The organism is Peribacillus sp. FSL K6-5616 (genome assembly GCF_038008245.1).
Classification (GTDB): domain Bacteria; phylum Bacillota; class Bacilli; order Bacillales; family DSM-1321; genus Peribacillus; species Peribacillus frigoritolerans.
Window position 1 is genome coordinate 1 of sequence record NZ_JBBOYT010000004.1, and the last position, 24555, is coordinate 24555.

Sequence of the window (24555 nt, forward strand, 5' to 3'; positions counted from 1 at the left end):
TATTGCGATATTTTTCAGCTTTCAGGAGGAGTGACGTAAATTAACAGCTAAATCGACCTGCAGGCTAATTAATTTCATCAGCTGACTTATTTATTCGGACTAAACTTGAATTGAAATAATTCATGGGAGCAAGATACGAATATGTAACGATCATGGAGCAGAGGTAATTTCATGAATCAAGCTATTTTAATTCAGAGGGAGGAGAAGGGCGGGATATTGAAGGGGATGTAGAGTATATGAGAGTAGATGCTTTTAGGAAGGCAAGGGGGATCATATTCTGAGTCATTTTGGAATTTCCATTATAAAGTATTTATTTACATGCATTCTTGTCTTTACTTATTCTTTTCATTATACTAGGAAGAATTTATTATTGATAATATGCAAGTTGGATGGGTAAGGAAGAAGGCAGACAAAATAGAACCATGAAGGGATCGGTATTGTGAGTAAAAAGAGTAAGGAAAAGTTTGAAGTTATCGAGGGCGAGACGATCGATGCATGTTTAGATCGAATTAAAGCGGCAGGTTACTTTCCTGTAAGGCGAACGGAAGAACCTATCTTTGCGGAGAGAATCGAGAATGGCAAAGTCCATTATGAGCCGGTTGATCGAAAAATTGTATTCGAAGCAAAGTTAATCGAGTAAAACACGAACGTTTAATTAATATCATGTAAAAATATTCGATTTTAACTTGACATTAAAATGGCCGGAAGGTAAGATGAAGTTACATTAATACGTCTCATATAATCATGGGGATATGGCCCAAAAGTTTCTACCTGATGACCGTAAATCATCGGACTATGAGAAAAGCATCTGACTATTTCGGAAACCTAGCCAAGTCTTTTTGTATTTTCCAAAAGGGCTTTCTGTTCCGGACAGGTTGCTTTCTCGATGAGGAAGCAACCTGTCCGGTTTTTTAATTTACATGTTATAGATAAATGATAAGCGTCTGTCTGCATACTCGGGACGCCATAATATGAGTGTTGGAGGGAAAGATGATATGAAACCGCAAGTTGGGGTTATTATGGGAAGTGTCTCGGATTGGGAAACGATGAAGTACGCTTGTGAATCATTGGAACAGCTTGAGATCCCCTATGAAAAAAGAGTCGTTTCCGCCCACCGGACGCCGGATTTACTATTTGAATATGCAGAGAGTGCAAAAGATAGAGATATTAAAGTGATTATTGCCGGAGCAGGCGGGGCTGCACATCTTCCAGGTATGACCGCCGCTAAAACGATTGTCCCTGTGATTGGCGTGCCAATACAGTCGAAGGCATTAAATGGGATGGATTCGTTATTATCGATTGTTCAAATGCCTGGTGGCGTACCGGTTGCAACGGTTGCGATCGGAAAAGCCGGCGCAGTCAATGCCGGTTTGTTAGCGGCTCAAATGTTAGCGGCTTTTGATTCTGACATTGCTGATAGGCTAGAGGCTTTACGAGACGAAACCAGAGAAAAGGTGTTACAGAGCAGTGAACAACTTAAATAATACAATCATATTACCTGGACAGACCATTGGAATTATCGGCGGTGGGCAATTGGGCAGGATGATGGCCTTGTCAGCTAAGGCATCGGGCTTTAAGATAGCGGTCCTAGAGCCGACTGCAGAAGGCCCATGTGCTCAAGTGGCGGATATTGAAATCATTGGTGCTTATGATGATATCGAAGCATTGAAAAGGTTAGCTGACGTCAGTGATGTCATAACATACGAGTTTGAAAATATCAGTTCAGAAGCCTTGGATTGGTTAAAGCAACATGCATTTCTTCCACAGGGCTCAGAATTATTAAAGCTGACACAGGATAGATTGACTGAAAAAAAAGCCATATCCGATGCAGGAGCTTCCGTTGCTCCATATCAGGAAATACAGGATATTTCAGAAATTTACCTTCATATAGAGAAATTAGGGTACCCTAGTGTGTTAAAAACGACGCGGGGCGGTTATGATGGAAAAGGGCAGTTGGTCATTAAGGAAGAAGCCGATATCAAAAAGGCTGAACCCCTGCTCAAAACAGGTATATGTGTGCTGGAAGCCTGGATTCCTTTCGTAAAAGAAATATCCATCATCGTGACGCGTAAGGCTGATGGCGAGAAAAGTCATTTTCCGATTGCGGAAAACATTCATATTGAAAACATTCTTCATAAAAGCATTGTTCCGGCCCGTATCAGTATCCAAGCTGAACGGAAAGCTATTGATGAAGCTTTGCAGCTTGCAGAGAAACTTGATTTGGTGGGGACATTGGCAGTCGAGATGTTTTTAACCGCTCAGGATGATATCATCATTAATGAATTAGCGCCAAGACCTCATAACTCAGGCCATTATACAATGGAGGCATGTGAGACTTCACAGTTTGAACAGCATATAAGGGCTGTCTGCAATTGGCCTCTCGGAAATACGGCGTTATTGAAGCCTGTGGTAATGATAAACATCCTTGGTGAGCATATCGGACCCTTGATGGATGAAATTCCGACGCTTTCAGATTGGAAGGTTCACCTTTACGGTAAGAAAGAAGCCAAGCTTAAGCGGAAAATGGGTCATGTGAATATTTTACGTCCAACGATTGAGGAAGCTCTTTCGGAAAGTGATCGAAGCAAAATATGGAATCAACAGGTTGAAACGGAGGAAGTAAAATGATTGAACGTTATACCCGCCCAGAGATGGGAAACATTTGGACAGAAAAGAACCGCTTTAATGCGTGGTTGGAAGTTGAAATCTTAGCTTGTGAAGCATGGTCGGAGCTAGGTGTCATTCCAAAAGAAGATGTGAAGCTTCTTCGTGAAAATGCTACATTCGATGTCGACCGTATCAATGAAATCGAAAAAGATACACGCCATGATGTTGTTGCTTTTACACGTGCGGTTTCCGAAACGTTGGGTGAAGAACGGAAATGGGTCCATTACGGACTGACTTCCACTGATGTGGTGGATACAGCTCTTTCATATGTGATAAAGCAGGCGAATGAGATCCTTGCCAAGGATTTAAATAACTTCGTGGAGATCCTGAAAAATAAAGCGAAAGAACATAAATACACGGTTCAAATGGGACGTACACATGGAGTTCATGCGGAACCGACCACTTTTGGGTTGAAACTGGCACTTTGGTATCAAGAAATGAAACGCAATGTCGAACGTTTTGAAGAAGCAAGAAAGAACATAGAGGTTGGGAAAATCTCTGGGGCTGTCGGAACTTACGCAAACATCGACCCGTTCGTTGAAAAATTCGTTTGTGAAAAGCTTGGCCTTGAAGCAGCGCCAATCTCAACACAAACATTACAACGCGATCGCCATGCACATTATATGAGTACATTGGCTTTAATTGCGACATCTATTGAAAAGTTTGCAGTGGAAATTCGCGGCTTGCAAAAAAGTGAAACACGCGAAGTGGAAGAATTCTTTGCAAAAGGACAAAAAGGATCTTCGGCAATGCCTCATAAACGGAATCCAATCGGTTCTGAAAATATGACGGGTATGGCTCGTGTAATCCGCGGTTACATGATGACAGCATATGAGAATGTGCCATTATGGCATGAACGTGACATTTCGCATTCTTCTGCTGAGCGCATCATCTTGCCGGATGCAACGATCGCATTAAACTATATGCTGAACCGTTTCAGCAACATAGTGAAGAACTTGACCGTTTATCCAGAAAATATGAAACGCAATATGGACCGTACGCTGGGATTGATTTTCTCACAACGTGTGCTGCTATCCCTTATCGATAAAGGACTTGTCCGTGAAGAAGCTTATGATACGGTTCAGCCGAAAGCGATGGAAGCATGGGAGCTTCAGGTTCCATTCAGAAGCCTGATCGAAAAGGATGATAAAATCACAAGCTTGCTTACGAAAGAAGAACTTGATGATTGTTTCGATCCTACACATCACCTGAAAAATGTTGATGTAATCTTTGATCGTTTAGGTTTATAAAAGTGAAGGCGGCAAACATGGCACCTTTAATGGTGATATGTTTGCCAAGCCTGATCAATGGCAGGAAGATTCATAATATTCACAATGTGGGGGTCTGGACAGATGGAAAAACGAGAATTGTTGTATGAAGGAAAAGCGAAACAGATTTTTGCAACGGACAACAGTGAAATAGTATGGGTGGAATACAAGGATTCGGCAACAGCATTCAATGGTGAGAAGAAGTCAGAGATTGCCGGAAAAGGTAAGTTGAATAATCAAATTACTAGCTTACTATTTTCAAAGCTTGCCCAAGAGAATATCCCGTCCCATTTTATTGAAATGCTTTCCGAACGGGAGCAGTTAGTCAAAAGGGTGTCCATCATTCCGCTAGAAGTCGTTGTCAGAAATACGGCTGCCGGCAGTTTTTCTAAAAGGACTGGCATTGAAGAAGGCCAGCCGCTCAAGAAAACGCTGATTGAGTTTTACTATAAAGACGACGAGCTCGGCGATCCTCTGTTAACGGAAGACCATATTGAAGAATTGGAACTTGCAAGCAAGGAAGATGTAGCGATTTTAAAAGAAAAGGCACAAGAAATCAGTATCGTCTTAACGTCTTTCTTTAAAGAGTTGGACATTAAATTGATTGATTTTAAATTAGAGTTCGGCAAAACCCCGAATGGAGACATTCTGCTGGCAGATGAAATTTCACCTGATACCTGCCGATTATGGGATATTAATACGAACGAAAAATTAGACAAAGATGTATTCCGCCGTGATTTAGGAAGTTTAACAGATGCTTATGAAAAAATACTAGCAAAGTTGGAGGGCACTCAACATGTATAAGGTTAAGGTATATATCACACTACGCGAAAGTGTATTAGATCCACAGGGAGCAGCAGTGCAACAATCACTTCATAGCTTGACATATAACGAAGTTAGTGATGTTCGAGTGGGGAAATACATTGAACTTACAATTAAGGATACGGATCGTGATTTAGATCAACTTGTGAAGGAAATGTGTGAAAAACTATTGGCCAATACGGTAATTGAAGCTTACCGTTATGATGTTGAGGAGGTTATCACCCAATGAAATTTGCTGTCATAGTTTTCCCTGGCTCCAATTGTGATGTCGATATGTACCATGCGATAAAGGATGCACTGGGGGAAGAAGTGGAGTATGTTTGGCACTCTACAGACAATCTAGATCAGTATGATGGGATTCTCCTTCCTGGAGGTTTCTCTTATGGAGACTATTTACGCTCTGGAGCAATTGCACGCTTTTCGAATGTAATGGCTGAAGTCGTAAAAGCGGCACAAGCAGGAAAGCCTGTCTTGGGTGTCTGCAATGGTTTTCAGATTTTACTTGAAGCAGGACTTTTACCTGGAGCGATGCGCCGTAATGAAGGCTTGAAATTCATTTGCCGCAATGTAGGACTGAAGGTTGAAAATAACCAATCGATGTTCACGACAGGATATGAATTAAATGAAACGATTACGATCCCTGTGGCACATGGTGAAGGGAATTACTACTGCGATGATGAAACATTGGCTGAATTAAAACAAAATAACCGCATCTTGTTCACGTATGATGGTGAAAATCCAAACGGAAGCTTGGAGCAAATAGCGGGAATTACAAATGAACAAGGAAATGTCCTCGGAATGATGCCTCATCCCGAACGTGCTGTTGATTCGCTGCTTGGCAGTAAAGACGGCTTAAAGATTTTTCAATCCATCGTAAAAAACTGGAGGGAATCACATGTTATTACAGCTTGAACCAAGTCCGGAAAAAATTAAATCGGATCGATTGTACGCAACAATGGGACTATCCGATGATGAATTTGCAATGGTGGAGAAAATCTTAGGCAGACTGCCGAATTATACGGAAACTGGTTTGTTTTCGGTTATGTGGTCAGAGCATTGTTCCTACAAAAATTCAAAACCCATCTTAAGGAAATTCCCGATTACAGGGGAGAAAGTGCTACAGGGTCCTGGTGAAGGAGCAGGTATCGTTGATATCGGTGACGATCAGGCTGTCGTTTTTAAAATTGAAAGTCATAACCACCCTTCGGCAATAGAGCCTTATCAAGGTGCTGCTACCGGTGTCGGCGGAATTATCCGTGATGTTTTCTCCATGGGAGCCCGTCCGATTGCGATGTTGAACTCACTTCGCTTCGGTGAGCTAGACAATGATCGCGTGAAATATTTATTTAAAGAAGTGGTTGCAGGGATTGCAGGATACGGGAATTGTATCGGAATTCCAACTGTCGGAGGAGAAATTCAATTTGATCCATCGTATGAAGGAAATCCTCTTGTCAATGCAATGTGTGTCGGTTTGATCGATCATAAGGACATTAAAAAGGGCCAAGCGCATGGAGTGGGCAACACAGTGATGTATGTGGGTGCCAAAACTGGACGTGATGGCATTCATGGAGCAACATTTGCATCTGAAGAGCTATCAGAGTCTTCGGAAGAGAAACGGCCTGCCGTACAAGTAGGCGATCCATTCATGGAGAAACTGCTTTTGGAAGCATGCCTTGAATTGATTCAAAATGATGCCCTTGTTGGCATTCAGGATATGGGAGCAGCAGGTCTTACAAGCTCATCTGCCGAGATGGCGAGTAAAGCTGGCTCAGGAATAAAAATGAACCTGGATTTGGTACCGCAGCGTGAAACGGGAATGACAGCATATGAAATGATGCTTTCTGAATCACAAGAGCGGATGCTGATCGTTGTCACTAAAGGACGCGAACAGGAAATCGTCGACTTGTTTACGAAATATGACCTAGAAGCGGTTGCTGTTGGTGAAGTAACGGATGATAAAAACCTAACCCTTTCCCATCAAGGTGAAATCGTTGCTGAGGTTCCGGTTGATGCATTGGCTGAAGAAGCTCCTATTTATCACAAGCCATCTGCAGAGCCGCAATATTTCCGTGACTTCCAAAGCATGACGGCAGAAGTGCCAGTCATTGAAGATTATAAAGAAACATTGGTATCACTATTGAAGCAACCGACAATTTCGAGTAAGGAATGGGTCTACGACCAGTATGATTACATGGTCCGCACGAATACAGTCGTCTCACCTGGATCGGATGCAGCGGTAGTGCGTGTACGTGGTACGAATAAAGCCCTTGCCATGACGACGGATTGCAACTCCCGCTTTATTTATTTAGATCCTGAAACAGGCGGCAAAATCGCTGTGGCTGAAGCAGCCCGTAACATCATTTGCTCGGGTGCGGAACCTTTAGCGATCACGGATTGCTTGAATTTTGGGAATCCAGAAAAACCAGAAATATTCTGGCAACTGGAAAAAGCGGCAGACGGTATGAGTGAAGCTTGCAGAAGCTTAAGTACTCCTGTAATCGGAGGAAATGTTTCCCTTTATAATGAAACGAATGGTGAAGCGATTTATCCGACGCCTGTGGTTGGAATGGTTGGTCTAGTCAATGACCTTAAGCACATCACAACACAAACATTTAAAAATGAATCCGATTTGATTTACGTGGTCGGTGAAGCGAAAGTGGAATTCGGAGGCAGTGAATTACAGAAAATGCTAGAGGGTAAAATCTTTGGACGCGCTCCAGAACTTGATTTGGACCTTGAACTAAAACGTCAGCAGCAAATTCTGACAGCAATCCAAAAAGGACTTGTTGCATCAGCCCATGACCTTTCGGAAGGCGGTTTGGCAGTGGCTTTAGCTGAATCTTTATTCGGGGCAAGCAAACTAGGGGCAAAAGTGAGTATATCCGGGGAACCTGTATCTGAATTATTCAGTGAAACGCAATCACGATTCCTACTGTCCATCAATCCTGAAAATCAAGCGTCATTTGAAGCTCTTGTTGAAGATGCGATTTGCATAGGCTCAGTAACGGCTGATAATAAATTAATCGTGGCAACAAGTGATAGCAAAGTATTGGAAGCGGACATTGAAGATTTACAAACAGCTTGGAAGGGAGCCATACCATGCTTGCTGAAATAAGAAGCCTAAACGAAGAGTGTGGTGTTGTTGGAGTCTGGGGACATCCCGATGCAGCCCAGCTTGCTTACTACGGTTTGCATAGCTTGCAACATCGTGGTCAAGAGGGAGCGGGCATCGTCGTGACGGATGGTGAGCAGATGTCCATCTCTAAGGGCGAAGGACTTGTCACAGAGATATTCACTGCGGAAAAAATGCAGGCACTTTCCGGTAGCGGTAAAGCGGCAATCGGCCATGTCCGTTATACAACGGCAGGCGGCGGCGGGTATCAAAATGTTCAGCCTTTCCTGTTCAATTCTCATACAGGAGGGCTGGCCCTTGCCCATAATGGGAATATCGTCAATGCCCATCAATTAAAAGCACAGCTTGAAGGACAAGGAAGCATTTTTCAAACGACCTCTGATACGGAAGTTCTGGCACATCTGATTAAACGCTCCGGCTACTCGGATGTAAGAGATTCCGTGAAGAACAGTTTAAGTATGCTAAAGGGAGCCTATGCCTTTGTCATCATGACAGAAACCCAAATGATCATGGCAAGAGATCCGCATGGCTTCCGTCCACTTTCCTTGGGGAAAATAGGCGATGCATATTTCGCTGCATCTGAAACATGTGCACTTGATATTGTAGGTGCAGAATTCATCCGGGATATTGAGCCGGGTGAACTCGTTGTCATTAATGATGAGGGAATCACATCCGAATACTTTTCGCTTTCCAGCCAACAGGCAATGTGCACGATGGAGTACGTGTATTTTTCCCGTCCGGATAGCAACATTGATGGTATCAATGTTCATACGGCACGGAAAAACCTTGGTAAGCAAATGGCACTCGAAACCAAAATTGAAGCAGACGTAGTTACAGGTGTACCTGATTCCAGCATCTCGGCAGCGATTGGCTATGCTGAAGCTGCAGGCATTCCTTATGAAATGGGCTTAATAAAGAATCGTTATGTTGGACGGACTTTCATTCAGCCATCACAAAGTCTGCGTGAACAAGGCGTAAAGATGAAACTATCACCTGTAAGAGGGGTAGTGGAAGGCAAGCGGGTCATAATGGTTGATGATTCAATCGTCCGTGGGACAACGAGCAGAAGGATTGTCCGCATGTTAAAAGATGCCGGAGCGAAAGAAGTGCATGTAGTAATCAGCTCACCACCGATCAAGAATCCATGTTTTTATGGCATAGACACGTCTAAAAAGGAAGAACTGATTGCAAGCTCAAAATCGGTGGAGGAAATAAGGGAAATCATTGAAGCTGATTCCTTAACTTTTTTAAGTGTCGAAGGTATGGTCGAAGCAATTGGACGACCGTTTCCTGGAGAAACGCGCGGTTCATGCCTAGCTTGTTTCACCGGAAATTATCCGACTGAAATTTTTGAATACGAACGAGAAAAAACAAAATGTTAATCAAGTCGGCAATGATGATTGATTTTCGGAGGAGGATTTCAAATGGCTAATGCATATAAACAGGCTGGTGTGGATATTGAGGCTGGTTATGAAGCGGTAAATCGAATGAAAAAACATGTAAAGCGCACATTTCGTCCAGAAGTAATGAATGGTCTGGGCGGTTTCGGCGGCATGTTTGATTTATCTTCCTTGAACCTTAAAGAACCTGTGCTCATTTCTGGTACGGATGGAGTGGGTACAAAACTTTTGTTAGCGTTCATGATGGATAAACACGATACAATTGGAGTGGATTGTGTAGCTATGTGCGTCAATGATGTTGTCGTTCAAGGTGCTGCACCTTTATACTTTTTAGATTATATTGCCTGTGGTAAAGCAGATCCTGAACGAATTGAAATGATCGTCAAAGGAATTGCAGATGGCTGTGAGCAGGCGGGCTGTGCTTTAATCGGCGGAGAAACGGCTGAAATGCCAGGCATGTACGAGACGGAAGAATACGATGTGGCAGGCTTTACTGTAGGTGCCGTTGAAAAATCACGTTTGATTACTGGTGAAGCCATCTCGGCTGGTGACGTCGTTATTGGACTCGCTTCAAGCGGCATCCACAGTAATGGGTATTCCCTTGTTCGTAAAATCCTTCTTGAGGACTCAGGCATGGGGCTTCATGACTTCGTACCGGAACTGGATTGCAAGTTGGGAGAGGAATTATTAAAGCCGACAAAAATCTATGTGAAGTCCGTTTTATCGACGTTGGAAAAATTTGAGGTTAATGGTCTTGCCCATATCACCGGTGGAGGATTCATCGAGAATATTCCGCGTATTCTTCCTGAAGGATGCGGTGTTGAAATCGAGCTTGGAAGCTGGGAAATTCCAACTATATTCTCATTCCTTGAAGAAAAAGGGAACCTTGTAAAAGAGGAAATGTTCAATATCTTCAATATGGGAGTTGGAATGACGGCTATCGTGAAAAAAGAAGTGGCATCCGATGTGCTAGCCCACCTACGGTCTTGCGGTGAAGAAGCCTCAGTTATTGGGACGGTTGTGGATGGAAATGGAGTGTCGTTCAAATAATGAAACGCCTTGCTGTCTTTGCATCAGGTAACGGTAGTAATTTTCAATCAATTGCTGAAGCAATAAAAAGTGGAAAGTTGAAGGCGGAAATCTGTCTTGTCGTATGCGATCGTGAAGACGCATATGTGCTTGAGAGAGCAAAGCTTGAGAATATTGATTCTTTCTCCTTTTCAGCAAAGAATTACTCCAACAAGACTGAATATGAATCGGAAATCCTGGAAAAACTTCGCCAGTATGAGATAGAGTTCATCATTCTTGCTGGTTATATGCGTTTGATAGGTCCGACATTATTACAAAAGTATTCACAGAGGATCGTGAACATCCACCCTTCACTTCTGCCAAGTTTTCCAGGCAAGGATGCAATTGGCCAGGCTTTTGATGCCGGAGTGAAGGAAACGGGGGTAACCGTTCATTATGTGGATGATGGAATGGACACAGGACCGGTCATTGCCCAAAAAACAGTGCCGATTCTTGAAGGGGATACGAAAGACATCCTTCAGAAAAGGATTCAGGAAATGGAGCATGATCTGTATCCGTCAGTTTTGCAGGAGCTATGCCACAAGAAACTTACTTAATGGAGGGACCAACATAACATGAAGAAACGTGCATTAATTAGTGTATCGGATAAAACAGGTATCGTAGAATTTGCTCAAGGATTAATTGAAGCAGGTTTTGAAATCATTTCTACAGGCGGTACCAAAAAAACGCTGCAGGATAATGGTATTGAGGTAATTGGAATCAGTGACGTCACCGGTTTCCCTGAAATATTGGATGGACGTGTTAAAACGCTTCACCCGAATGTCCATGGAGCAGTGTTGGCAAAACATGATGACAAAAATCACGCAGCACAGCTTGCGGAACATAATATTGAACCCATTCAACTTGTCTGTGTGAACCTATATCCATTCCAGGCGACTATTTCCAAACCGGAAGTCACTGTGGAAGATGCTATTGAAAACATCGATATCGGTGGACCGACAATGCTTCGTTCTTCTGCTAAAAACCACGAATATGTGACTGTTATCGTTGATTCCAATGATTATCCTACCGTATTGGCTGAGCTGGAACAAAACGGCGGGGTATCAAAAACCACGAATCGCCGCCTGGCAGCAAAAGTTTTCCGTCATACAGCAGCATATGATGCCGTTATTTCAGAGTATATGACAGAGCTTGCCGATGAAGAAAATCCTGAATCATTGACTGTTACCTATGAATTGAAACAGTCGCTTCGTTATGGGGAAAATCCACATCAAAAAGCCGCATTCTATAAAAAACCGCTTGGTTCCGTTTTCTCAATTGCAGAAGCGAATCAATTACATGGAAAAGAACTTTCCTACAACAACATTAATGATGCTGATGCAGCACTTCAAATCGTTAAAGAATTCAATGAGCCGGCTGCAGTTGCAGTCAAACATATGAATCCTTGCGGCGTCGGTGTCGGTGCGACCATTTTGGAAGCATATGAAAAAGCATATGAGGCAGATGCCACTTCCATTTTCGGTGGGATCATCGCTTTGAACCGTGAAGTTGATAAGGCAACTGCGGAAAAGCTTCATGAAATCTTCCTTGAAATCATCATTGCACCTGGGTTTACACAAGAGGCAGTGGAAGTATTGACAAGCAAGAAAAACCTTCGTTTATTAACGATCGATTTCGACGCGGTTAAAAAGCCTGAACGTAAATTGACATCCATTGAAGGCGGATTGCTTATTCAAGATCAGGATGCACATAGCTTAAAGGATGCAGAGGTAAAAGTGGCAACGAAACGTGAGCCTACCCCTGAAGAGTGGAAAGCCATGGAACTTGGCTGGAAAATCGTGAAACATGTCAAGTCGAATGCAATTGTGGTTTGTAACGATCAAATGACATTAGGTGTTGGCGCAGGACAAATGAACCGCGTGGGAGCTGCAAAAATTGCTTTGGAACAAGCTGGGGAAAGAGCAACAGGAAGTGCATTGGCATCAGATGCTTTCTTCCCGATGGATGATACTGTAGAAGCGGCAGCGAAAGCGGGCGTCACGGCAATCATTCAGCCTGGTGGATCTGTTAAAGACGAAGATTCGATCAAGAAAGCTGATGAATATGGGATTACGATGGTGTTTACAGGAATTCGTCACTTTAAACATTAATCAAAAATGAGGTGCGATAATGAATGTACTAGTAATTGGCCGGGGCGGCAGGGAGCATGCCATAGCCCGCAAACTATTTGAAAGTAAACGAGTTGGGACCGTTTTTGCAGCACCGGGAAATCCAGGGATGACCGATGTAGCGACTCTTGTACCAATTGATGAAAACAATCATGGGGATTTGGTTGCCTTTGCAAAGAAGAATGCTGTTTCATTAACGGTGATCGGGCCCGAAACCCCATTGTTGAATGGACTTGCAGATGATTTTACGGAAGCGGGATTACAGGTATTTGGCCCTAATGGCCGTGCTGCAGTCATCGAGGGAAGTAAATCCTTTGCTAAAGATTTAATGAAGAACTACAGCATTCCCACAGCGGAATATGAAACATTTTCTGATTATGATTCAGCAAAAGCATATATCGAAAAAATGGGTGCCCCCATTGTCATAAAAGCGGATGGTTTGGCAGCAGGAAAAGGTGTCGTAGTTGCTATGACGATGGAAGAGGCGTTAGACGCCATCCATGATATGCTAGTCGGAGCAAAGTTCGGGGAAGCATCTGCCAAAGTCGTTATTGAGGAATTCCTTGATGGCGAGGAATTTTCATTGATGGCATTCGTTAATGGGGAAAAAGTGTATCCGATGGTCATTGCTCAAGATCATAAGCGGGTTTTTGATGGAGATCAGGGTCCGAACACAGGTGGAATGGGTGCATATTCACCGGTGCCGCAAATATCCGATGAAATGATCCAGACTGCAGTCGAAACGATTCTTAAACCCACGGTAAATGCGATGATTTCTGAGAATCGGAGTTTTACAGGAATATTATATGCCGGGTTGATCGCCACTGAAAAAGGCACAAAAGTCATTGAGTTCAATGCCCGTTTTGGCGATCCGGAAACGCAAGTCGTTTTACCTCGTCTAAAGACAGACTTCGTAGATACGCTTGAAGCGGTTCTTTCTGGAGAGGATTTACAACTTGAATGGCATGAAGAAGCCGTGCTCGGAGTGGTCGTCGCAGCTGATGGATATCCAGGGGAATATAAAAAGGGATCTATCATTAAAGGCTTGGAAAAGATTGATCCGAAAGCCCATGTTTATCATGCTGGAACGGCTCTCAATAATGAAGGGAACTTCATCTCGAATGGCGGACGTGTACTTCTGGTTGCTGCAAAAGGGAAAGATTTGGCCTCTGCGCAAGCTGAAGTATATAAAGAGTTAGGGCATATTGAGAAAGACGGTTTATTTTGGCGAACGGATATTGGCTACCGAGCAATAAAATACAATTTTTCATCATAATATAAAGAAGCTGACTCTAAGCGGAGTCAGCTTCTTCTATAAGACTTAATATGAATCAGATTGATTTGATTCATTTTCCTGTTTTGGTCCTTTTGTCATCAAGTTTTGCCCGTTTTCCATCGCATCTACGACAGGACAATAACGGAGGATTCCTTCGCCTATTTTCATGGCGGAAAGCATGGCCACGATTATATAAGATTGGTTTTTCCATGGTTTTTTCACCATTTTAGCCGTAGCCCATGTTAGAAATGTAAAACCACAAGTAATTCGCATTAAAGCATTTATTATACTGATATTTTGTTTAAACTTCATATAAAATCCATCCCTTCACAAAAATTTAACAATAATCTGGATAACATTACTGTTCTAATGGGGCAAGTATGTTACTATGAAATAAAATTGGATTGAAAATGGTTTTTTCATACACTGTTTCTAATAACTTATGGGGGAATGTTTATGCTTGAACAGCGCTATAGATGGAAAAATAAACATCTAAGAGAACATATAGATGTGCTGGATGGCAATAGGGCACCACACATTCTGCTAAAAAATACGACTTATTTAAATCAGGCTTTACGAAAATGGGTAAAAGCGAATATATGGATATATGAAGATCGCATCATATATGTTGGCGATAAGCTTCCTGATAATATAGACCGCTGTGAAATGGTCGACTGTACAAACCAGTACTTGGTCCCGGGTTATATTGAGCCGCATTCACACCCTTCTCAATTATATAATCCCCTTTCTTTTTCACGTTATGCATCTCATTTTGGCACAACGACATTGATCAATGATAACTTGCCGTTTCTATTGCAGTTAGATAAAAAGAAAGCGTTTTCTCTTTTGAAAGAATTACGTAACATTCCTGTAACAATGTATTGGTGGAGCCGTTTTGACGGACAAACGGAATTGATCGATGAAGATATGGTCTTTTCCCATGGGGCCGTCAAATCATGGCTGGAGCATGATGCCGTATTACAGGGCGGGGAACTAACTGGATGGCCGAAGCTTCTCGATGGGGATGACATGATGTTGCACTGGATTCAGGAAGCCAAGCGAATGAGGAAGAAAATAGAAGGACACTTTCCAGGTGCTTCAGAGAAGACTTTAGCAAAAATGACCTTGTTCGGCGCCGATTGTGATCATGAGGCAATGACAGGTGATGAAGTCATGTCACGCTTGCTGCAGGGCTATTATGTATCGTTAAGACATTCTTCGATCCGTCCGGATTTACCAAAGCTGATACAGGAAATCCATGAACTGGGCATTGATCATTATGACAAATTCTTTTATACGACAGATGGATCACCGCCGTCCTTTTATGAAGGTGGTTTCATAGACTGCTTGATCAAAATAGCGATAGAGCATGGCGTTCCGGTCATCGATGCCTACAATATGGCGACCATCAACATCGCACGATATTATAACATTGAATACCTTCATGGCAATATTGCCACAGGGAGGGTGGCGAACATCAACTTCCTGACCGATGTAAAGGAACCCGCACCGGTTTCGGTAATGGCGAAAGGGAAATGGGTGAAAAGGGATGGTGAGATCATTCCGGATAAACAGGAAATCGAATGGAGTGATTTCGATTTTAAACCGCTCGATCTTGATTGGGATCTCAGTTTAAAGGAAGATTTTGAATTTTCCATGCCGTTCGGGATAGAATTGGTTAATAATGTAATTACGAAACCGTACTCCCTTGCCAATGATGTTGGGCATGAAGAACTGAACTTTGAGGATGATGAATGCTTTTTCATGCTAATCGACCGGGAAGGGAAATGGCGCATCAATACGATATTAAAAGGGTTTGCGGACAAATTGTGTGGCTTTGCTGGCTCTTATACAAATACAGGTGATATCATATTGATCGGTAAAAGGAAAAAGGATATGCATTTGGCATTTAACCGGCTGAAGGAAATTGGCGGTGGAATCATTTTGACGGAACAAGGCAAGGTGATTCATGAACTTCCTCTGAAATTAAAGGGAGTCATGTCGACCAAGGAGGTTCCTGAATTGATAAAAGAAGAAAATGAATTGAAACATTTGCTGCGGGAGAGAGGTTATCGCTTCGCCGATCCTGTGTATACCCTTTCATTCTTTTCGACAACCCATCTGCCATATATAAGGCTCACCCAGCGAGGAGTATATGATGTAATGAATAAAACTATACTCTTTCCCACTATAATGCGTTAAAATATAAGAGAAGAAATGGCTAATAAATCAGAGGAGTGGAAAGATGAATTTTAAGAGAGTTCTTTTCATCGTTATTGCTATTTTACTGCTGGCAGGCTGTTCGACGAAAGAGGATCCTGCATCGGATGACAGTAAGCCGAAAGACCAAGCTGTCATCAAAAATACAGATGTGAAAAATGAACCTTCCAATGAGTTTCCACTTACAGGTATGGCCACCGAAGCAGGCAGTGAGCGAAGGGCTGCAGCAGTGATGATTAATAATCATCCGGAAGCACGCCCGCAATCGGGTCTCTCAGAAGCCGATATGGTTTACGAAATGCTCGCAGAAGGTGACATAACCAGATTTTTAGCTATCTTCCAAAGTGAAATGCCTAGTCAAATCGGTCCGATTCGGAGTGCAAGGGACTATTATATCGAATTGGCTAAAGGCCTTGATTGCATCTATGTCTGTCATGGGTATAGCCCCGAGGCAAAGACCATGCTGGACAGAGGGTATATTGATAACTTGAACGGATTATATTATGATGGTACTTTGTTTCAACGTTCGGCAGATCGAAAAGCACCGCATAATTCCTACACCTCCTTTGAGGATATCGAAAAAGGTGCAAAGGAAAAGGGTTATGAGTTGAATGGTGCACCGGAGCCTTATGCTTTCCTTACAAAGGAAGAGGCAGCTGGACTTCAAGGGGAACCGGCATTGAAAACCGAGGTTTCCTACGGATCAGACGAGTATGATGTACAGTATGAATACGAGGCCACGGAAGAGAAATATAAACGTTTTTCGAATGGAGAGCAAACAGTCGAGCATAAATCGAATAAACCTATTTTACTGGATAATATATTGATCATTGAGGCTGCTCATCAAGTGATCGACGACAAAGGGCGTCGAAAAATCGACTTGAAAAGTGGCGGAAATGGTTATTTACTTCAAAAAGGAAAAGCGAATGAAGTAGAATGGGTGAATAAGGATGGTCGTATTACACCAGTGAAAAACGATAAAGAGGTAGGGTTGATTCCAGGGAAAACTTGGATCAATATTATTCCGGATGAACCTGGTTTAGTAGGAGACGTCTCATTTTGATACCCATGAAATTGAGGGGGAGTAACATGCAAATTGATAAGTTAAGAGGAAAAGAAACGGATCAGCTGTTCAAGTCGATCCTTTCCTTGCGTGATTTGGACGAATGCTATCGATTTTTTGATGATCTATGCACAGTTAATGAAATTTCATCATTGGCACAGCGTCTTGAAGTAGCCCGCATGCTTGAAGAAGGAAAAACCTATCATAAAATCGAAACGGAAACAGGTGCAAGCACGGCTACGATTTCCAGGGTCAAACGTTGCTTGAACTACGGAAATGATGCTTATTCCATGGCTCTGAACCGTATTAAGGATAACGTAGAGGAAACAACTGAATCATAATTCTTTCGATTATAATAAAAAGCTGGGGAATTCATTTCCCGGCTTTTTATTTTGTGTCCAGCACGCTCATTGCCGGCTGTCTTTCAGCCGTATCCATGTTATATTGGATTTTAGATTAAAAGGTTCCATTTGGTAATAACATTTTATCGATACTTCTCTTTTTTAATGAAAAATCTTAATGCTATAATGGTGTAATGGGAAGTGTGAATGGAGGATTATAATGTACGATTTTCGCGAGTGGAAACATGTTTTCAAACTCGATCCAAATAAAGAAATAAGTGATGAGGCCCTTGAGAAAGTCTGTGAATCCGGTACTGATGCTATCATGGTCGGGGGAACGGATGGTATCACGCTTGAGAATGTGCTTCATTTAATGGCACGTGTCAGGCGATATACGGTCCCGTGTGTGATGGAAATTTCTTCAGTTGAAACGGTGACGCCAGGGTTTGATTTATATTTCATTCCGAGTGTCCTGAATAGCACCAACCCGGATTGGATGATGAAATTGCATCAGCAAGCAGTCAAGGAATACGGATACCTTTTGAATTGGGATGAAATTTTCGTTGAAGGGTACTGTATCCTGAACCCTGAGTGCAAGGCGGCCCAATTGACGAAAGCCAATACTGATTTGGATATGGATGATGTGGGTGCATACGCGATGATGGCGGAAAAGATGTTCAACCTGCCGATCTTTTATTTGGAATACAGCGGTGATTATGGCGATGTCCAGATGGTGGAAGCGGCCAAAGAGAGTTTGGAAGATACCATACTATTCTATGGCGGTGGGATAAAATCGGTTGAACAAGCCAAAGAGATGTCCAAGATTGCGGATGTCATCGTTGTCGGCAATGTGATTTATGAAGATTTGAAAGTGGCCCTGGCAACAGTTACGGCAGTTAAATGAAAACATGTAAGAAATATAGTATACTAAAACAGAAACGAATGTTCGTATAGGTGGTGTGATAATGCAATATTTAGCGGAAAAATTATTAATTGGTTTGAATGAACAGCAACAAAAAGCAGTGAAAGCAACAGATGGTCCACTTTTAATCATGGCTGGGGCAGGAAGTGGAAAGACGCGTGTGCTGACTCACCGAATAGCTTATTTGATGGTCGAGAAGGAAATAGCGCCTTGGAACATCCTTGCAATCACGTTCACCAACAAAGCGGCACGTGAGATGAAGGAGAGGATCCGTGCCATACTTGGCGGTGCATCCGAAGATATCTGGATTTCGACTTTCCACTCGATGTGTGTCCGCATTCTACGAAGAGATATCGACCGTATCGGATTTAATAGGAACTTCTCGATATTGGATACGACGGATCAGCAATCGGTCATAAAACAAATCATGAAAGACCGTAATATGGATACAAAGAAATATGATTATCGTGCCATTTTGGGCAGCATCAGTTCAGCGAAAAATGAATTGGTCGGGCCGGAAGAGTACCTGAAGACGGCGTCTGATTACTTCACTAAAGTAACGGCCGATGTTTATACGGAATATCAAAAACGGCTGCGCAAAAATTCAGCGCTCGATTTCGATGATTTGATCATGATGACGATTCAATTATTCCAGCTCGTACCTGAGGTGCTTGAATATTATCAGCGTAAATTTCAATACATTCATGTTGATGAGTACCAAGATACGAACAGGGCTCAATATATGCTTGTTAAATTATTGGCTTCACGCTTCCGTAATCTCTGTGTTGTTGGGGATTCCGATCAGTCGATTTATCGTTGGCGCGGTGCGGATATTGCGAATATCCTTTCATTTGAAAAAGATTATCCGAATGCCAACATGATTTTCCTTGAACAGAATTACCGCTCGACGAAAAAAATCCTTGCAGCAGCGAATAAGGTCATCGATAACAATCAAAACCGTAAGCCGAAAAATCTTTGGACCGAGAATGCAGATGGCAATAAGATATTCTATTACCGTGCGGACAATGAACAAGGGGAAGCGCAATTCGTAGCCGGAAAGATAAATGAGTTAGTTCAGGACGGCAGCAGGAAGTATTCAGATATAGCAATACTTTACAGAACGAATGCACAATCACGTGTCATGGAGGAAGTTCTGCTTAAATCCAATATTAATTATGCAATAGTCGGGGGCACTAAGTTCTATGACCGTAAAGAGATTAAGGATTTACTTGCCTATCTTCGACTTATTGCGAACCCTGATGATGACATCAGCCTTCGCCGTGTAATCAATGTGCCAAAACGCGGAATTGGTGCAACTTCGATGGACAAAGTGGCAGATTATGCAGATCAATATGATGTTTCCATATATAAAGCACTGGAGTCTGTGGAAATGGCAGGGATAAGCGGGAAGGCCACCAAAGCGGCAAGGGAATTCCATACGCTGATCACTAATTATACAAATCAGCAGGAGTACTTATCCGTGACGGAACTTGTGGAGGAAGTCATCGAGAAAACTGGTTACCGTGAGATGCTGCAGGCAGAAAAAACGATTGAATCACAAAGCCGGCTTGAAAATATAGATGAGTTTTTATCTGTTACGAAAGCATTCGAAGATAACAGCGAGGACAAATCATTGGTGGGCTTTTTGACTGACCTGGCGTTGGTTGCCGATATAGACCAACTTGACGAGAATACCGAAGAAAATACAAATACGGTAACGTTGATGACATTGCATTCAGCGAAGGGACTTGAATATCCGGTAGTCTTTCTATTGGGCCTTGAAGAAGGGGTTTTCCCTCACAGCCGCTCGCTTATGGATGAAGAGGAGATGGAAGAAGAACGCCGTCTGGCTTATGTGGGAATTACAAGGGCCGAAAATGAACTATTCATAAGCAATGCCCAAATGCGGACATTGTATGGACGGACGAGCATGAATCCCGTTTCACGTTTCATCAGTGAAATACCAGAGGAACTTCTAGAAGACCTAAAACCGAAACCTGCTCCTAGAGCTAGGCAAACGCCTTTCAGCTCTTCGAGAACCGGGTCTCCTTCAACGGCTTCAACAAGAAAAGTGCCTGCCTTTGGAAAAGCTGTTTCTGCACCATCCGCAACGGGCGGTGAAGAAATCGGCTGGGCTGTCGGTGACCGTGCCTCCCATAAAAAATGGGGTATAGGAACCGTGGTAAGCGTAAAAGGGGAAGGCGAAGGAAAGGAATTGGATATTGCCTTTCCAAGTCCAATCGGCATCAAACGCCTATTGGCGAAATTTGCACCAGTTGAAAAAGCATAAGCTATTAATATGCTCCTGCTGGTAAAGAATAGGGATATCTTACTTTAGACACCGCTCTTCTATACAGAAGTGCGGTGGAGTCTTCTTTAGAAAGGATTGAACGTATGGACTTACAAGCTGCAGAGAAGAAAGTTCTGGAACTGCAAACGTTATTGAACCAATACAGCTATGAATATTATGTGATGGACCAGCCATCAGTACCTGATGCTGAATATGATCGGCTGCTACGTGAACTTATTGGGTATGAGGAGAAATTTCCGGAACTGCAAACGGAGGACTCACCGACACAACGGGTCGGTGGCGCCATTTTGGATATGTTTGAAAAGGTGGAGCATACCACTCCGATGCTTAGTTTAGGCAATGCCTTCAACGAAAGTGACTTGCGGGATTTCGACAGAAAGGTCAGACAATCTGTAGGTGACAATTTTTCCTATGTATGTGAATTGAAAATTGACGGACTTGCCGTCACACTTCAATATGAGAATGGATATTTCGTAAGAGGGGCAACCCGTGGAGACGGAACGATCGGTGAAGATATTACCGCTAATTTGAAAACGATCAAGTCGATCCCATTGAAGTTACGGGAGCCGGTCGCCATAGAAGTGCGCGGTGAGGCCTTCATGCCAAAAAAATCATTCGAATCATTAAACAAGGCTAAGGAAGAACGCGATGAGGAACCATTTGCAAACCCGCGAAATGCCGCTGCCGGCTCGTTAAGGCAGCTTGATCCGAAACTTGCTGCGAAACGGAACTTGGATATTTTCCTTTATGCGATTGCCGATTTGGGGGAAACGGGGGTCCGTTCCCATAGCGAGGGTCTGGATTTATTGGATCGACTCGGGTTTAAGACGAATCGGGAAAGAAAAACATGCTCGAATATAGAGGAAGTACTGGCCTATATAGTAGAATGGACGGAACAACGTCCAAACTTAGCCTATGATATTGATGGAATTGTCGTAAAGGTGGATTCCCTTGAACAGCAGGATGAATTAGGTTTTACTGCAAAAAGTCCGCGATGGGCCATTGCTTATAAATTCCCAGCTGAAGAAGTCATTACAACCCTAAGGGATATCGAGCTGAATGTGGGCCGTACGGGTGTATTGACCCCGACTGCCGTTTTGGATCCCGTCCGGGTAGCAGGTACGACTGTGCAGCGAGCTTCACTTCACAATGAAGACTTAATCCGTGAAAAGGACATCAGAATCGGAGATCAAGTGGTTGTGAAAAAAGCGGGTGATATCATTCCTGAGGTAGTCAATGTACTGGCAGAGCGCCGTACAGGGGAAGAAGTCGAGTTTCAGATGCCGACTGAGTGCCCCGAGTGCAGCAGTGAACTTGTCCGGCTGGACGGGGAGGTGGCTTTACGCTGCATCAACCCGAAGTGTCCTGCACAAATACGGGAAGGCCTGATTCACTTTGTTTCCCGTACAGCTATGAATATAGACAGTCTTGGTGAAAAAGTGATTAGCTTGTTATTTAAAGAAGAACTCATACAAGATGTGGCTGATATTTATAAGCTTACATACGATCAACTGATTGCTTTGGAAAGGATGGGGGATAAATCCGTCACTAAACTTCTTCAAGCGATTGAAGCTTCGAAAGCCAACTCGTTGGAAAAATTACTATTCGGGCTGGGCATTCGCCATGTTGGTTCAAAAGCTGCCAAGACGCTTGCGAGGGAATTCGGGACGATGGAAGCCTTAAGCAAGGCGAGCCGTGAAGAACTAACGGCCATCAATGAAATAGGCGATAAGATGGCTGATTCCATCGTAGCTTATTTTGAATTGGAAGAAGTCCATGCTTTATTGAATGAGTTGGATGCAGCCGGTGTGAATCTTACTTTCAAAGGGCAAAGAGCTGTTGCTATAGAAGATATCGACTCCATTTTTGCCGGTAAAACAGTCGTTTTAACGGGGAAACTGCATCAGTTAACACGTAACGAAGCTAAAGAGAAATTAGAGGCGCTAGGAGCTAACGTTGCTGGAAGTGTAAGCAAGAAAACCGATTTGGTCGTAGCTGGTGAAGATGCCGGTTCCAAACTGGAAAAAGCCGAAAGCCTAGGCGTCATGGTATGGGATGAAGAGAGACTGATTGAGGAACTAAATAAATAAGAGGTGTAGCTATGAGGAAACACTCCATTTTGGGGATGATTCTTATACTGCTTCTTGCTGGATGTGCGCCTAGTTTCGAGGATAAGCAAGAGGTAGTTCAAGACTCCAAAGACAAAAAAGAAACGGCAATTATTCCGAAGTATAAAATTTCGGAAGAATATTATCAAACAATCCTACCGTTTGAACCTTCAAAGGCACGCGGTTTGGTCGTATCCAATCTAAATACCAGATATGACATTGAAGAATTCGAAAATGGATTGATGCGGTTGGCCCAAACCCAATTCGACCCGGAAGATTACCTGTTTCAAGAGGGGCAAATGCTGGATAGCTCCACCATCTCTTCCTGGCTGAACAGAAAATATACCGATAGTCAGTTGAAAGAAAAGAAGATGAAGGCCTCACAGAACCTTGGCTTGAATCCGGTTGATCCAGGCAAAGGTGACATTGATAAGCGGAATGAAGAAAATCCGATCTATCTTGCCCATATTTTAGAACATAATTACTTGGTAAAAACAAAAGATAATTCAGTGAGCCTTGGCGGAGTTGTAATCGGTCTTGCGTTGAATTCAGTGCATTACTATCAAAAAGAGGCATTCGGTGCCACCTATGAAAATAAAATCGATAGTAAAAAGCTAAAGCAAGAAGGGGAAAAAATTGCTGCGGAAGTTTTAAAAAGGCTGCGTAAAATGGACAAGCTGAAAAATGTTCCGATTACGATTGCCTTATTCGAGCAAAATGAAAAATCTTCAGTAGTCCCTGGGAATTTCATTTCCTATACAAATATTGATAAAAACTCGAACAATATTGGAAAATGGACGAACTTGGACGAAGAGTATTTCCTATTTCCTTCTGCTGCTGCTGAAAAGAAATACCGTGATGACGTCAATACTTTCACGAACTTTAAAGAAGATGTCGAAGAATACTTCCCTAACTTTAATGGAGTCATCGGCAGGGCGTTCTATATGGATGATCAATTGCAAAGCCTGAACATCGATATCCCCATTCAATTTTATGGGAACTCGGAAGCGATAGGCTTTACCCAATATGTTGCTGGGCTCATAATGGAACGTTTCCCGAACTATATTGCCGTACAGGTATCCATTACGTCTGTAAATGGACCTGAAGCGCTCATAGTCCGTGAAGCGAATCAGGACGAACCAACCGTTCATATATACGAATGAAAAAAGGATGAAGCTTAGCGGCTTCATCCTTTTTTTCGACTGGAATCTATTTCTTGTGAATGTCAAAATAACCTTTAACAATGAACAAAGATATATAATAGAAAGTAAACCCTTCCATCTTAGGGAACAAGTTCTTTAAAAAAGGCAACATTTGTCGAATTTTAATAGTCTTATTGTCATTTCCCCGGAAATTCCGGCAACTTTCCCATATTTCCCGGAAAATATCTCTTTTTCCTTAAGAAATAATTGAATTTCGACATTGTATCTCTTGTTGCTTTACTGTGCAATAGTTTGATATGATTTAAACGATGATTATATGGAGAAAAGCGACGAAATTCAGTCGATTTGGATATTTTTTCGGAGGTGAAGAGAATGTCACGTATTTCTATGGAACAAGTTAAACACGTTGCCCATTTGGCCCGTTTGGCCATTACGGAGGAAGAAGCAAAACAGTTTCAGCATCAGCTTGACCAAATGATTTCATTCGCGGAGCAGTTGAATGAGCTTGATACGGATCAAGTAAACCCGACTTCTCACGTTTTGGATATGAAGAATGTTATGCGCGAAGATGTCGCAAAACCGGGATTGCCAGTAGAAGAAGTAGTTAAAAATGCACCGGATAGCAAAGAAGGATATATCCGTGTACCATCAATAATTGAATAAG

At 42.7% G+C, this 24555-nt stretch carries 22 protein-coding genes and 1 riboswitch; of the genes, 21 read left to right on the forward strand and 1 reads right to left on the reverse strand.

Going from position 1 to position 24555, the window contains the following annotated elements; translation table 11 throughout:
- The first annotated feature begins 439 nt into the window (after positions 1-439).
- The 13 genes from MHB45_RS27910 (at position 440) to purD (ending at position 13763) form a co-directional block, all read left to right on the forward strand.
- Positions 440-640 (forward strand): NETI motif-containing protein, encoded by a 201-nt coding sequence (locus MHB45_RS27910; protein ID WP_048680636.1) that lies wholly within the window; start codon positions 440-442, stop codon positions 638-640.
- Between the two features lie 74 nt (positions 641-714).
- Positions 715-816: riboswitch (purine riboswitch) on the forward strand.
- A gap of 179 nt (positions 817-995) precedes the next feature.
- A complete protein-coding gene (gene purE / locus MHB45_RS27915; protein WP_034306127.1) occupies positions 996-1484 on the forward strand; it encodes a 5-(carboxyamino)imidazole ribonucleotide mutase in 489 nt (162 codons plus the stop codon).
- On the forward strand, positions 1468-2628 hold the full coding sequence (purK, locus tag MHB45_RS27920; protein ID WP_072272318.1) for a 5-(carboxyamino)imidazole ribonucleotide synthase: 1161 nt from the start codon (positions 1468-1470) through the stop codon (positions 2626-2628). Before purE ends, purK begins: the two co-directional genes overlap by 17 nt.
- Positions 2625-3917 (forward strand): adenylosuccinate lyase, encoded by a 1293-nt coding sequence (gene purB, locus MHB45_RS27925; protein ID WP_034306123.1) that lies wholly within the window; start codon positions 2625-2627, stop codon positions 3915-3917. Before purK ends, purB begins: the two co-directional genes overlap by 4 nt.
- A gap of 102 nt (positions 3918-4019) precedes the next feature.
- Positions 4020-4739, forward strand: coding sequence for a phosphoribosylaminoimidazolesuccinocarboxamide synthase (purC, locus tag MHB45_RS27930; RefSeq protein ID WP_048680630.1), 720 nt, complete (start codon positions 4020-4022; stop codon positions 4737-4739).
- On the forward strand, positions 4732-4986 hold the full coding sequence (gene purS / locus MHB45_RS27935) for a phosphoribosylformylglycinamidine synthase subunit PurS (protein WP_034306118.1): 255 nt from the start codon (positions 4732-4734) through the stop codon (positions 4984-4986). Before purC ends, purS begins: the two co-directional genes overlap by 8 nt.
- The gene (gene purQ / locus MHB45_RS27940; protein ID WP_048680628.1) at positions 4983-5669 is read left to right on the forward strand and encodes a phosphoribosylformylglycinamidine synthase subunit PurQ; all 687 of its coding nucleotides are present in this window, start codon (positions 4983-4985) and stop codon (positions 5667-5669) included. Before purS ends, purQ begins: the two co-directional genes overlap by 4 nt.
- Positions 5653-7872, forward strand: coding sequence for a phosphoribosylformylglycinamidine synthase subunit PurL (gene purL / locus MHB45_RS27945; protein ID WP_048680624.1), 2220 nt, complete (start codon positions 5653-5655; stop codon positions 7870-7872). The genes purQ and purL overlap by 17 nt, the downstream gene beginning before the upstream one ends.
- On the forward strand, positions 7857-9272 hold the full coding sequence (gene purF / locus MHB45_RS27950) for an amidophosphoribosyltransferase (RefSeq protein ID WP_048680621.1): 1416 nt from the start codon (positions 7857-7859) through the stop codon (positions 9270-9272). Before purL ends, purF begins: the two co-directional genes overlap by 16 nt.
- Positions 9273-9314: 42 nt before the next feature.
- On the forward strand, positions 9315-10340 hold the full coding sequence (purM, locus tag MHB45_RS27955; RefSeq protein WP_048680618.1) for a phosphoribosylformylglycinamidine cyclo-ligase: 1026 nt from the start codon (positions 9315-9317) through the stop codon (positions 10338-10340).
- Positions 10340-10915 carry a phosphoribosylglycinamide formyltransferase gene (purN, locus tag MHB45_RS27960; RefSeq protein ID WP_048680615.1) on the forward strand — a complete coding sequence of 192 codons (576 nt, stop codon included), beginning with the start codon at positions 10340-10342 and terminating at the stop codon, positions 10913-10915. Before purM ends, purN begins: the two co-directional genes overlap by 1 nt.
- An 18-nt stretch (positions 10916-10933) precedes the next feature.
- On the forward strand, positions 10934-12469 hold the full coding sequence (purH, locus tag MHB45_RS27965; RefSeq protein WP_072272319.1) for a bifunctional phosphoribosylaminoimidazolecarboxamide formyltransferase/IMP cyclohydrolase: 1536 nt from the start codon (positions 10934-10936) through the stop codon (positions 12467-12469).
- Positions 12470-12488: 19 nt separating this feature from the next.
- Complete coding sequence (gene purD / locus MHB45_RS27970) at positions 12489-13763, forward strand: phosphoribosylamine--glycine ligase (RefSeq protein WP_063595366.1); 1275 nt, start codon at positions 12489-12491, stop codon at positions 13761-13763.
- Positions 13764-13808: 45 nt separating this feature from the next.
- Here the strand turns inward: purD and MHB45_RS27975 are convergent, their stop codons facing one another.
- Positions 13809-14075, reverse strand: a complete 267-nt coding sequence (locus MHB45_RS27975; RefSeq protein WP_048680606.1) for a YgaP-like transmembrane domain — start codon at positions 14073-14075, stop codon at positions 13809-13811.
- Between the two features lie 144 nt (positions 14076-14219).
- Here MHB45_RS27975 and MHB45_RS27980 point away from each other — a divergent pair, with 144 nt between their 5' ends.
- From MHB45_RS27980 to gatC, 8 genes are all read left to right on the forward strand, one after another.
- Positions 14220-15965 carry an adenine deaminase C-terminal domain-containing protein gene (locus MHB45_RS27980; protein ID WP_048680603.1) on the forward strand — a complete coding sequence of 582 codons (1746 nt, stop codon included), beginning with the start codon at positions 14220-14222 and terminating at the stop codon, positions 15963-15965.
- A 43-nt stretch (positions 15966-16008) separates the two neighbouring features.
- On the forward strand, positions 16009-17046 hold the full coding sequence (locus MHB45_RS27985; protein WP_048680599.1) for a DUF3048 domain-containing protein: 1038 nt from the start codon (positions 16009-16011) through the stop codon (positions 17044-17046).
- A gap of 26 nt (positions 17047-17072) precedes the next feature.
- Positions 17073-17387, forward strand: coding sequence for a YerC/YecD family TrpR-related protein (locus MHB45_RS27990; RefSeq protein WP_034306094.1), 315 nt, complete (start codon positions 17073-17075; stop codon positions 17385-17387).
- 220 nt (positions 17388-17607) lie between these two features.
- Positions 17608-18291, forward strand: coding sequence for a heptaprenylglyceryl phosphate synthase (locus MHB45_RS27995; RefSeq protein WP_034306092.1), 684 nt, complete (start codon positions 17608-17610; stop codon positions 18289-18291).
- A 61-nt stretch (positions 18292-18352) separates the two neighbouring features.
- A complete protein-coding gene (gene pcrA, locus MHB45_RS28000; RefSeq protein WP_048680596.1) occupies positions 18353-20599 on the forward strand; it encodes a DNA helicase PcrA in 2247 nt (748 codons plus the stop codon).
- A gap of 104 nt (positions 20600-20703) precedes the next feature.
- Entirely contained in the window at positions 20704-22710 is a 2007-nt protein-coding gene (gene ligA / locus MHB45_RS28005) for an NAD-dependent DNA ligase LigA (RefSeq protein ID WP_048680592.1), read from the forward strand.
- An 11-nt stretch (positions 22711-22721) separates the two neighbouring features.
- Complete coding sequence (locus MHB45_RS28010; RefSeq protein WP_048680589.1) at positions 22722-23891, forward strand: CamS family sex pheromone protein; 1170 nt, start codon at positions 22722-22724, stop codon at positions 23889-23891.
- A 372-nt stretch (positions 23892-24263) separates the two neighbouring features.
- A complete protein-coding gene (gene gatC / locus MHB45_RS28015; protein ID WP_034306082.1) occupies positions 24264-24554 on the forward strand; it encodes an Asp-tRNA(Asn)/Glu-tRNA(Gln) amidotransferase subunit GatC in 291 nt (96 codons plus the stop codon).
- The last annotated feature ends 1 nt before the right edge of the window (position 24555 follow it).